Genomic DNA, 11,955 nt, shown 5'->3' with positions numbered 1-11,955 from the left:
TTCAGCAAATTTTTCTACTGAGAGAATCTAAATGAAAGCACTTTTTGCCACGACTGCGCGTGGTTTTGAAGAATTATTAAAAGTTGAATTAACCGAATTGGGAGCAACTGAATGCCGAGTCGCGCAAGGCGGCGTGCATTTTATGGCGGATGATGAAACCCAATATCGCGTATTATTATGGTCGCGCTTGGCATCTCGAGTGCTGTTGCCATTGATCGAGACTAAAGTTTATAGTGATCTGGATTTATATGGCGCGATTGTCGCCTATAATTGGCTGGTATTATTTGATGAACGTGTGCATTTCTTTGTGGATTTTAACGGCACGAACCGTGAAATTCGCCACAGTCAATTCGGCGCTATGCGTGTGAAAGATGGCATTGTGGATTATTTTGAACGCAATGGCAAAACGCGCCCGAGCGTAGATAAAGAAAATCCCGATGTGCGTATTCATGCCTATTTAAACCGCGAAACTCTGATTGTTTCCTTAGATCTGAGCGGCGATGCCTTGCATTTTCGTGGTTATCGTGAAGATACTGGCGCTGCGCCTTTGCGCGAAACCTTAGCCGCCGCCATTGTGCTGCGCTCTGGCTGGAAAGTGGGGACGCCATTAGTTGATCCAATGTGTGGTTCAGGAACCTTACTGATCGAAGCCGCCCAAATTGAAGCTAAAATTGCGCCGCAGTTACACCGTATGCACTGGGGATTTGATTTTTGGAAAGGGCATAATCAAGCCGCTTTTGATAAAGTGAAAGCAGAAGCCGTTGCCTTGGCTGAAACCGAGTTTAACAAGAACCCGCAACCGCATTTTTATGGCTTTGATTTGGATCATCGTGTATTACAAAAAGCACAAAAAAATGCGCAAAATGCAGGTGTGGCGCAGCTGATCAAATTTAAGCAAGGCGATATTGCCGCGTTAAAAAATCCAGTGGATGCAGAAAAAGGCACGGTGATTTGTAATCCGCCTTACGGTGAACGTTTGGGAACCGCGCCTGCTTTGATTGCGCTGTATTCCGTATTCGGGCAACGTTTAAAACAACAATTTGCAGGCTGGAATGCGTCTATTTTTAGCTCTGAAGATGGGCTGTTAGATTGTTTGCGTATGCGTTCTCATCGTCAATTTAAAGCGAAAAATGGGCCTTTGGATTGTGTTCAAAAAAATTATCAAATCTCTGACCGCACTTTAGAAGCAAAAAGTGCGGTGGAAAATCTCACAAATTCTGCCCAAGGTCAGGTTGCCGTAGATTTTGCCAATCGCCTACAAAAAAATATTAAAAAAATTGAAAAATGGGCAACACAGCAAGGCATCGATGCCTATCGTTTATATGATGCCGATTTGCCGGAATATAATTTGGCGGTGGATCGTTATGCGGATCATATTGTGGTGCAAGAATATGCCGCGCCTAAAAATATTGATGAAAATAAGGCGCGTCAGCGTTTATTAGATGCGGTAACCGCAACCCTTTCTGCGACTGGCGTGGAAACCAATAAATTGATTTTAAAAGTGCGCCAAAAACAAAAAGGGACAAATCAATATGAAAAATTAGCTAACAAAGGCGAGTATTTTTATGTCAGCGAATATGGCGCGAAATTGTGGGTGAATTTAACGGATTATTTGGATACTGGCTTGTTTTTGGATCATCGTTTAACCCGCAAAATGCTAGGCGAAATGGCGCAAGACAAGGATTTCTTAAATCTGTTTGCATACACGGGATCGGCAACGGTTCACGCAGCCTTGGGCGGCGCAAAATCGACCACAACGGTGGATATGTCGAACACATATTTGAACTGGGCAGAGCAGAATTTAATTTTGAATGAGCTGGACGGCAAACAACATAAATTAATCCAAGCCGATTGTTTACAATGGCTAGAGCGTTGTGATCGTCAATTCGATTTAATTTTTGTGGATCCTCCAACATTTTCCAATTCGAAACGTATGGAAGACAGCTGGGATGTGCAACGTTATCATATTAAATTGATGAAAAATTTAAAACGCATTTTACGCGATAATGGCACGATTGTGTTCTCAAATAACAAACGTGGCTTTAAAATGGATTTTGAAGGGCTGGCTGAATTAGGACTAAGTGCGGTGGAAATTTCCGCTAAAACATTACCACTAGATTTCGAGCGCAATAAGCAAATTCATAATTGCTGGATTTTGAAACGAGCCTAAATAAAACATAAAACTATGCGAAATTTGACCGCACTTTGAGTTGATTTAGTGAATATCGGTTAGTTTCTGCTTTTTTAGGCGTTAGTTTAAATCTAAAAAGCAAAAGGGCGAACATATTGGTTCGCCCTTATTTGTTTTCGCAGTGATTATTTTGCTGCTTTTAGCTCTTGATAGTATTTTTCATAAATCTCAACCGCTTCACCAACATCATCCTGCCAGTATGATTTTTGTAATACTTCTGCAGTTGGGTAGATTGCTGGATCGTGAGTGATTTCAGCAGGCAATTTTGCTTTCGCTTTTAGGTTAGAAGTTGGGTAGCCAATTTCTAATGTTAATTTTTCAGCCACTTTTTCACTTAATAAGTAGTTGATCAATTTGTGCGCCGCATCAGGGTGTTTTGCGTTAGCTGGAATGGCTAAGGTATCAACCCATAATACAGGACCTTCTTTCGGGAATACCATATCAATGGTGCCTGGTGCTTCTTTTTTCGCGATGCGAACAGAGCCGTTCCATAATTGACCTAATTCTACTTCGCCAGAAATAAATGAGTTTGCTGGGTTATCTGAATTGAATGAAAGCACATTTGGGCGTAATTTCAATAATTCTTCATAAGCCGCTTTGATTTCTTCTGGTTTAGTGGTGTTTGGATCTAAACCTAATTTAAGTAGAGCAATGTTGAACACTTCGCGAGCGTCATCTAATAATTGCACTTTGCCCGCATATTCAGGTTTCCATAAATCGCCCCAAGAGGTGAAATCTGAGCCTTTATAAGTGTTTACGTTGTAAGCAATACCTGGCGCACCTAATAATTGCGGTAAGCTGTATTTGTTGCCTTTATCGTAAGGTTTGTCTAACCAATCTGGGTCAAGTTCTGCAATCACAGGTAATTTGCTGTGATCTAATTCTTTTAACATTCCTTCACGAGCCATTTTTGACACGAAGTAATTTGATGGTGCGATAACATCATAACCGTCATCACCAGCACCTTGTAATTTCACTTTCGCATACATGGTTTCGTTGGATTCAAGGCTAGATACGTTTACTTTGATGCCCGTTTCTTTAGTAAATTCATCAAGTAAACCATCTGGCACATATTCAGTCCAAGTGTAAAGATTCACGACTTTGTCAGAGGCCGGCGCTGCTGCATTGTTTGCTGCTTCAGGTTTGCTTTCTTTGTCATTACAACCTGTAACCGCAACAGCGACTAAGCTAGCTGCGAAAAGACCTGCTAATTTTTTCATTTAGATTTTCTCCAATAATAAGAGTGTTACCACTATCCATCTTCCTAATGGGAAGACATAAAAAAACGCCTGACTTTGGGCTAGTGACTAGCTTTGGGTCGGGCGTTATTTTAAGGTACAAAGTGCGGTCTGTCTAGCCAGAGTTTTTTAGGCTTTGCCTTTGCGTCCAATTAATTGTCCGATTAGCACTAATAATAGTGATAACACGATCATAATTGTGGCAAGGGCATTCACTTCAGGCGTTACCCCAGTTTTTACCAATGAGTAAATTTTCAATGGTAAAATTTCATAACTTGCCCCGCTCACAAAAGACGATACCACAACATCATCGAGCGAGAGGGTGAAGCTGAGTAACCAACCTGACACAATCGCTGGCAAGGCGAGTGGCAGAATGATTTTGCGTAAAATGGTGATCTCGCTTGCCCCTAAGTCGCGTGCTGCTTCAAGCATACGCACATCAAAGCCTTTTAGACGAGAGAACACGCTGACGACCACATACGGTAAACAGAAAGTAATGTGCGCCAATAATAATGACCAAAAGCCTAATGAGATGCCCACAATCATAAATAAGGCGAGTAAAGATACTGCCATAACGATATCAGGCGACATCATGACCACAAATAACATACCGCTCACGGCTTGTTTACCACGGAATTTATAGCGATAAAGCGCAATAGCCGTTAAACCGCCAATGATGGTGGCAAGTGTTGCGCCAACAAAGGCAATAACAGCAGAATGGACGGCAGCTTGGATTAAGGTATCGTTGTTAAATAAACGCTCATACCAGTTCCAGCTAAATCCTTTCCAGCTTAAGCCATAGCGGTCTGCGTTAAAAGAATTGCTCACTAAAATAATAATTGGAATGTACAAATAGGCGTACACAACCAACATAAAGAAACTACGTAGCATGCGACCCATTATTCTAACTCCACTTTCTTATTCAGTAACTTATTCGCTTTATAGTAAACGAAGATTAATAATGCCATTAAAATGGTTAAACCAATGCTGATTGCCGCACCAAATGGCCAGTTACGCGATACCAAGAATTCGCTCTTAATCACATTACCCACTAATAATACTTTCGCTCCGCCGAGTAAATCTGCCACATAGAACATACCCATTGCAGGAAGTAATACTAATAAACAACCTGACACGATTCCCGGCATTGTGAGTGGAATAATGATTTTGATAAAGCGTTGGAATGTATTCGCACCTAAGTCTTTTGCCGCTTCTAGTAAGCGTAAATCCAATTTCTCAATCGCAGAATATAACGGCAGAATCATAAATGGTAAAAGTAAGTAAACTAAACCAATGATAACCGCCACTTCTGTATTTAAAATACGGATGGGCTCACTAATTAAACCAATAGAAAGCAGAAATTCATTTAGAATCCCTTTCACGCCTAAAAAGACTTTCATGCCGTAAATACGGATTAATGAGTTTGTCCAAAATGGAAGTACCAACAAAAACATTAAAAGTGGGCGATATTTGGCATTGATTTTCGTCATCATAAATGCAAATGGGTAGCCAATGACAAGGCATAACACCGTTGCAATAACTGACATACGCAATGAATTCCACACCACCGTACCATAAAGTGGTTCAAATAGGCGCGTGTAGTTTTCAAAGGTAAATGGCAATGCATAAAAGTTACTTGAATCTTTGCTTAAGAAACTGACTAAAAACACCAAAAAGTTTGGCGCAAATACAAAGAAGATCAGCCAAGCAAAGATAATGGCAACGACAATTTTCTGAAATTTATTCGTCTTCATCGTTTAAGACCACTTCCCATTTTTCAATCCAAGTTACACCGACACGTTGATCGAGCGAGTGATCGATATTTGGATCATCTTCATTGAAGAATTCGCTGACTAACACCATTTTGCCATTGTGTTCAAGTTCAACGGTTGATTCTAACGTCATGCCTTTATAGTTACGTTCACGAATATAACCGATGATCTTCGTTGTGTGTTCATCATCATCCAGTTCTTCGAGCAATACATCTTCAGGACGTAATAAAACTTTGAGTTTTTGGTTTGGCTGAACAGGCTGCTCAACATAAATATCACAAATGCGACCTTCTACATTTGCACGCACACGCTGTTCATCAACACGTTCAATAACAGTGGCATCAAAGATATTAATTTCACCGATGAATTTGGCGACAAATAAGTTACGCGGTTCTTCATAAATTTCACGCGGTGAACCGTCTTGTTCGATATTCCCTTTTCTCAACACGATAATGCGGTCTGACATGGTCAAGGCTTCTTCTTGATCATGGGTCACAAAAATAAAGGTAATACCTAATTGACGTTGTAATGATTTCAACTCATTTTGCATTTGTTTACGTAGTTTGTAATCCAATGCGGAGAGCGATTCATCTAATAACAATACTTTGGGTTTATTCACGACAGCACGCGCAATGGCAATACGCTGTTGTTGACCACCAGAAAGTTGGGCTGGCTTACGATCTGCCATTTCTTCCAACTGCACCATACGCAATGCATCAAGTACGCGTGTTTTAATTTCAGTTTCGGCTACTTTTTGCATACGCAAACCAAATGCCACATTATCAAAAATGGTCATATGCGGGAATAACGCATAGCTTTGGAACACCGTGTTCACATGGCGTTGTTCAGCAGGAATGTTTGTTACATCCTCACCATCAATAATAATTTGACCACCATTCGCTTCTTCAAAACCGGCGATTAAGCGTAAAACGGTTGTTTTACCACAACCTGAAGGGCCGAGAATTGTCACGAATTCACCATTATTAATGGTTAAGTTAAAGTCATTAATAATTGTGTTATCGCCATAAGCCTTTTTTAATGAACGAAGCTCAACGATAGGTTTTTTAGTTGTTTCCACTAGCTTTGATTTCTCCACCTTGCTAAGGAATTCTTGCAAGAATACAAAGTCGAAAAAAATGCCTGTAAATAACTTACAGACCCCAAGATAAAATTAAGCTGTTATGATAAAGCCAACAGGGGATAAATGAAAGTCATTATTGCCCTATGCCGAGATTTTTTTATGAAAAAAATTGATTTAGCGTATGAAAATGGGAATTTTTCCTAAATTTTAGAAAAATCTTGTTATATATCAAAAAAATGCAATGAAAAAATTGGTAGATTTAACAGCATTATCGGCATTTTTAAGGTGGATATATGGATTTTCGTGATGCGTTGCTAGCGCGATTTTTAAGTTATATCGAATTTGATACCCAATCTAAAATAGGGGCGAAGTCATCGCCTAGCACACAAGGGCAATTAAAGTTAGCCAAACAAATAGAGCAAGAGTTACGTATTCTTGAGTTAGAAGACATTAAGCTGACAAAACACGGGATTTTGACCGCACTTTTGCCAGCCAATGTAGAAAATACGCCTACCATTGGATTGATCGCCCATTTGGATACTTCGCCTGAGTGCAGCGGAAAAAATGTGCGCGCGGAAGTGATCGAAAATTATCGTGGTGGGGATATTGCCCTTGGCATTGGTGAAGAATTTATCAGCCCTGTTTTTTATTCCTTTCTCCATAAACTTGTTGGCAAAACCTTAATTGTTGCAGATGGAAATACCTTACTTGGCGCTGACAATAAAGCAGGAATTGCAGAAATTTTGACCGCACTTTCGCTGCTAAAACAAACGAACATACCACATTGTCATATCCGTGTTGCTTTCACGCCAGATGAAGAAATTGGCTTAGGGATGAATTATTTCCCAATGGAAGATTTCCCTTGCGATTGGGCATATACAATTGATGGCGGAGAAGTGGGGGAATTGGAATACGAAAATTTCAATGGCGCAAGTGCCAAAGTCACCATTCACGGGCGCAATATTCATACAGGTTCAGCGAAAGGGAAAATGATCAATGCACTGACTTTAGCCTGTGAATTTCAGCAAGTTTTCCCCGTTGATGAAACCCCTGAAAAAACAGAAGGAAAAGAAGGCTTTTTCCATTTACACCGCTTTGTGGGTGATGTGGAAAAAGTGGAATTACATTATTTGATTCGTGATTTTGATGAAACTCAGTTTAATGCGCGCAAAACCTTTATGGAAAAGGCTGTAAAGCGTTTTAATCAGCAAAAAGGATTGCGTCAAAAAGTGGAGTTGGAGATTAAAGATAGCTATAAAAATATGTATGCGACAGTTCAGAAAGTACCACAAGCGATCCAGTTGGCGGATTTAGCAATGCGTGAATGTGGCATCGACCCTTTGCATAAGCCAATTCGTGGCGGAACAGATGGCGCGTGGCTTGCAGAGAAAGGATTAGCTTGCCCGAATATTTTTACTGGCGGCTATAATTTCCATAGCAAACACGAATTAATTAGCTTGGAAGGGATGGAATGCGCAGTAAAAACGATTGTTAAAATTGCGGAATTAGCGGTGAAATAATGTCGATTTTGTGCAGCAGAAAATATTTCATTTTTTGACCGCACTTTGGGCTAAATAAATTGATAAAGGGCAGACTAATTCGTCTGCCTTTATTATTTCCGCTGAAATGCCGAAATAGTATTTCGGCAAAAGTGCGGTCAGATTTTTGTTAATTTTAATTGTTCGGCATTGCGCCTGAATTCCATTGTTTTGATTCATCAGGGCGGCGAATTTGTAGCAAGAAACGTTGGTTTGCTTTGGCTTGCGGCTGTACAACTGTGCTAGACGGTGTAGAGAACGCAATTCCCCCTTTCAACAGTTGTTGCACCGAGCCAGTGTTCACTTCAATACCAGACCAACCTACACCTGCCGAATACCCCGAAGAGATCCAAAATTCTGAATTTTGACGCACAAGGTGAGCATGTTTATTTTTGATCATAATATAAATCAACACACGATCGCCTAGGCTATTGAGTTCCATATTTTGGATTTTGCCTACATCGACACCGCGATACATCACAGGCGCCCCCACGCTTAAATTAGAAGCATCACTGGTTTCAAGAATAATTGGGAAGCCGCCTGTTAATTTATCTTGTTGGCGCGAGTTGTTATCCACCAAGCGGAATTGGGTTTGACGAGCACCATTGCCCACATCAATATCAATATAAGGCTGCAGCAAGCTATCTAAATTCTCAATGGCGCCTGCGGAAATTTGCGGCGAAATAACGCGGAATTGCGAACCTGCTTTGGCAACTAAATTCATATAGCTTGGATTCATTAAGGCTTTTGCCACGATTTTGTTAGACTTCTGATCAAGGGTGATACTTTCCACTTCACCGACCGTTAATCCCATATAACGCAAGCTCATTCCTTTGCTTAAATTGGTGGCGTCATCGGTTGTCAGAGTAATCAATTGCCCTGCGGATTTAGCACGCAGTTCGTTCGCGTATAAAGTTTTATTTTTTCCAGAACCCGTGTTGTCAAAGCTAATCGCTCCTTTAAGCGAGCGCGCCACTGGCGTTGCCTGAATGCTAATGCCTTTAGGGGTTATATCAATTTGCGCGGCACTTTCCACCCAGAATACACTTTTATCTGTGAGCAAATGGCGATATTTCGGATAAATATAAACATCCACTTCAAAATTCGATTTGGTTGGGCGAATATCTAAAATTTTGCCAACTTCATATTGACGATAGAGCACCAATGAGTTTTTGCTGATACTCGGTAAATTCTGCGTGGTTAAGGTAATACTTGGGCTAAGCTGATTACTCGTGATCCCAGCATCCGCATTGCTGATATTTTGGAAAATAGGGTAGCTTGATTTTGCTGCGCCTTGATTTTTATTATTAATGATGCGCACGCCACCTTGCAGCCATTTTTCAGGTGTCGCTGCCTCAAAACGCAAACCATCCGCTGTTAATGACATATCAAAATTTGAAGCGGCAATAAATTGCGTATCTGCGTGAATTAAATGGCGATATTGTCTATTAATCGCCGCTTTAAACACCACGCCGTCAGCGCTGATTTGTTGGCTTACTAATTCGCCAATAGGGAGATTGTTATAATAAATTTGCTGCCCTTCGCTGATACCAAAGGTTTCAGGCGCGGTTAAATCTATCACTAATGTATTAGGCTGTTTGAGCAACAATTCATTTTCTTTCACCGCAACAAATGAAGTGGTCGAAGCACCATCGCCTGCGAGCACATCAATATATTGACCGCGCAATAATTCGGGTAAATCATCTAATTTCCCAAGGTTGATATTGGGTTTGCGTAGCACAAAGAGCGTATTTTGTTTAAGTAGATCTTGGCTATTTGGGCTAAGTAATAATATTCCTTTAACCGTTGGGCTCGCTGGATCGGTTTCTTCGAGCTGTGAAATCGTGCCAATTTGTAGATTGTTATGGAAAACTTTTGTGCCGCCAGCCTGTAGCCCTGCGACATTTGGTAATTCGATATGAACTTCAATACCGCGTTGTGCGGCTTGCAAGTTTGGATATAGAGTAAAACGATCATTGGTTTTCGCATTTTCGCTGCCTTCTGGGGAATCAAAGGACATCGCACCTTGAACAACAGAAGCAAGGCTATCAACATCCACTTTAATCCCGCCCATGCCCACATCGGCTTTAATACCACTAATATTCCAGAAATGGCTGTTAGCCTTGACTAAATTAGCATAGGCTTTTTCGATTACCACATCGATCTCAATTTCTTTTTGATCTTTGGTAAAGCGATAATTGAGCACTTTACCAACGGGCATTTTTTTATAATAAACGGAAGCGCCGACAGAAATAGAACCCAGATCGTTACTCATTAAATGAATTAATAAGTCGCCATCTGCTATTTGTGCAATCGGCCCCTCTGTTTCTGCCACGAATTCATATTTTTCTTCGCCATCGCCAGGTTGCAGAGTGATATAGTTTCCTGAAATTAAGGTATCTAACCCTGAAATACCCGCCAATGAGGCATTCGGTTGTACGATCCAAAATTTGGTATTTTCGCGTAATATGGTTTTTGCTTCAGGATAAATATTGGCTTCCACCACGATTTTTTTCAGATCATCTGTGAAATTCACTTTTTTGACGACACCAATTTGTAGCCCTTGGTAGCGAATCTGCGTTTTGTTTGCGACTAAGCCATCACCAGTGGCAAAGGTGATATGAATGTTATAGCCTTGTTCCTTAATAATTTGAAAGAACAGTGTCGCCCCAATAATTAAAGCGATTATCGGGAGTAGCCAAAAAGGCGAAATTTGGCGAGATTTACGAACCTTAGCCTGAGCTAGCTGTTGAGTTTCAGAAGGATTATTTTGCTTGTCTGTCATAAATTTTCCAAAGTAAACGACTGTCAAAGTTCATCGTTGCAATCATAGTTAAAAACACGGAAGCACCAAAATAAAAGGCGGCAGGACCAACGGAGAAATTGATAATTTGTCCGCGAGTAACTAACGACATCATCATGGCTAATACAAATAAATCTAACATCGACCAGCGCCCCACAAAGTGAATAATATGGAATAAACGCATTTGCCATTTTATTGAATGACGCCAGTTAAAATGGATGCTTGCAAGTAAATATAACATAATTAATGCTTTGCTGATGGGCACAAAGATACTGGCAGCAAACACCACAAAGGCGACAAAATAACTGCCCATACCGATAAAGGTAATAACGCCAGAAATGAGCGTATCTCCCGTCGGAATGTTGTTCATAAATGTATAGGAAATGGGATATAAATTTGCAGGAAACAGCATAATAATTCCCGCTAATAAAGGCGCCCAAGTTTGTTGCAGGCTAATCGTGGCAGATCTGTTGAGCAAGCTATGGCAACGCGGGCAGATATTTCGTGATTTATTATCTTGCAATGGGCGCACAAAGGTATAATCACAGCTATGGCAAAAGTGCGGTGGATTTTCGCTAAGTTTTTCTGCATTTTCTGGCGTGAGTTGTACATATTGTGGATAAAAATCATTCCACAGCTCGCGCGGATTAATTTTGGCAAAAAGCAAGGTCATTAAAATTGCGGTCGCTATGAATGCAATCAAATAAATATCAAATACTAATGTAGCATAATCACGCACTTTAAAAGCACTGACGCCAATTGCCACTAAGTACACATCAAACATGACCCAAGGTTTAAGATAGTCAATGGCAATGAGTAAATTGCGTGGCTTACGTTTAAGAATTTGACAGCCGCGCAAAATGATAACGGAGAGGCAAAAACTAATTGGGGCAAAAATAGCAGTGAGGAATACCATAAAGGCAGTGACAGGGTAGCCCTCCGTTGCCATTTTCCATACACCGCCCCAGATGGAAGCATCTACCGTGACACCAATTAAATCCGCGCTGAGTAATGGGTATTTGAGCGCAAAGGGCATTAAAATCAGAATAGAAAGAGCAATAATGGCGCAACGTCTAAGCGACCAACGATCTTTGGATTGTAGCCTGTTATGGCAACGTGGACATTCTGCATGTTGTCCTTTGCTTAATTCGGAGATAGCCACAAGTCCATCGCACTCGCCACAGCGTGCAATGTGCTGAACTTTTTCTGAAGGTTGAATATATTTAGCCATAAACTCCGACGCTTTCTGATTAACGCGGTATTTTAGATTTTTCTTATAGAAAAAGCAAAAGTGCGGTCAAAAAATAAGAAAACTGAGACTTTATCCATAAA

The 11,955-nt window shown here is 40.7% G+C and carries 8 protein-coding genes; 2 read left to right on the top strand and 6 right to left on the bottom strand.

The annotated features are described in order from the left end of the window. Positions 1-31: 31 nt before the first annotated feature. The gene (gene rlmKL / locus C8D76_RS03285) at positions 32-2,170 is read left to right on the top strand and encodes a bifunctional 23S rRNA (guanine(2069)-N(7))-methyltransferase RlmK/23S rRNA (guanine(2445)-N(2))-methyltransferase RlmL (RefSeq protein ID WP_116631382.1); all 2,139 of its coding nucleotides are present in this window, start codon (positions 32-34) and stop codon (positions 2,168-2,170) included. A 146-nt stretch (positions 2,171-2,316) separates the two neighbouring features. Here rlmKL and C8D76_RS03280 read toward each other — a convergent pair whose 3' ends face one another. The 4 genes from C8D76_RS03280 to potA all read right to left on the bottom strand — a co-directional run bounded on the left by C8D76_RS03280 (position 2,317) and on the right by potA (position 6,279). Next, positions 2,317-3,411 carry an extracellular solute-binding protein gene (locus tag C8D76_RS03280; protein ID WP_116631381.1) on the bottom strand — a complete coding sequence of 365 codons (1,095 nt, stop codon included), beginning with the start codon at positions 3,409-3,411 and terminating at the stop codon, positions 2,317-2,319. Between the two features lie 147 nt (positions 3,412-3,558). Then, a complete protein-coding gene (potC, locus tag C8D76_RS03275) occupies positions 3,559-4,329 on the bottom strand; it encodes a spermidine/putrescine ABC transporter permease PotC (RefSeq protein WP_116631380.1) in 771 nt (256 codons plus the stop codon). Further along, positions 4,329-5,183 (bottom strand): spermidine/putrescine ABC transporter permease PotB, encoded by an 855-nt coding sequence (gene potB, locus C8D76_RS03270; protein ID WP_116631379.1) that lies wholly within the window; start codon positions 5,181-5,183, stop codon positions 4,329-4,331. Before potB ends, potC begins: the two co-directional genes overlap by 1 nt. Further along, positions 5,170-6,279, bottom strand: a complete 1,110-nt coding sequence (potA, locus tag C8D76_RS03265; protein WP_243405797.1) for a spermidine/putrescine ABC transporter ATP-binding protein PotA — start codon at positions 6,277-6,279, stop codon at positions 5,170-5,172. The genes potB and potA overlap by 14 nt, the downstream gene beginning before the upstream one ends. Before the next feature lie 296 nt (positions 6,280-6,575). Between potA and pepT the strand changes: the two genes are divergently transcribed. Continuing rightward, on the top strand, positions 6,576-7,802 hold the full coding sequence (gene pepT / locus C8D76_RS03260) for a peptidase T (protein WP_116631377.1): 1,227 nt from the start codon (positions 6,576-6,578) through the stop codon (positions 7,800-7,802). Between the two features lie 154 nt (positions 7,803-7,956). Here pepT and C8D76_RS03255 read toward each other — a convergent pair whose 3' ends face one another. Next, complete coding sequence (locus C8D76_RS03255; protein WP_116631376.1) at positions 7,957-10,605, bottom strand: PqiB family protein; 2,649 nt, start codon at positions 10,603-10,605, stop codon at positions 7,957-7,959. After that, a complete protein-coding gene (locus C8D76_RS03250; protein ID WP_116631375.1) occupies positions 10,586-11,854 on the bottom strand; it encodes a paraquat-inducible protein A in 1,269 nt (422 codons plus the stop codon). Before C8D76_RS03250 ends, C8D76_RS03255 begins: the two co-directional genes overlap by 20 nt. Positions 11,855-11,955 lie beyond the last annotated feature (101 nt).

Source organism: Alitibacter langaaensis DSM 22999 (assembly GCF_003096995.1).
In the GTDB taxonomy this organism is placed as follows: Bacteria; Pseudomonadota; Gammaproteobacteria; order Enterobacterales; family Pasteurellaceae; genus Exercitatus; species Exercitatus langaaensis.
This window is presented reverse-complemented; position numbering and strand designations above follow the sequence as displayed.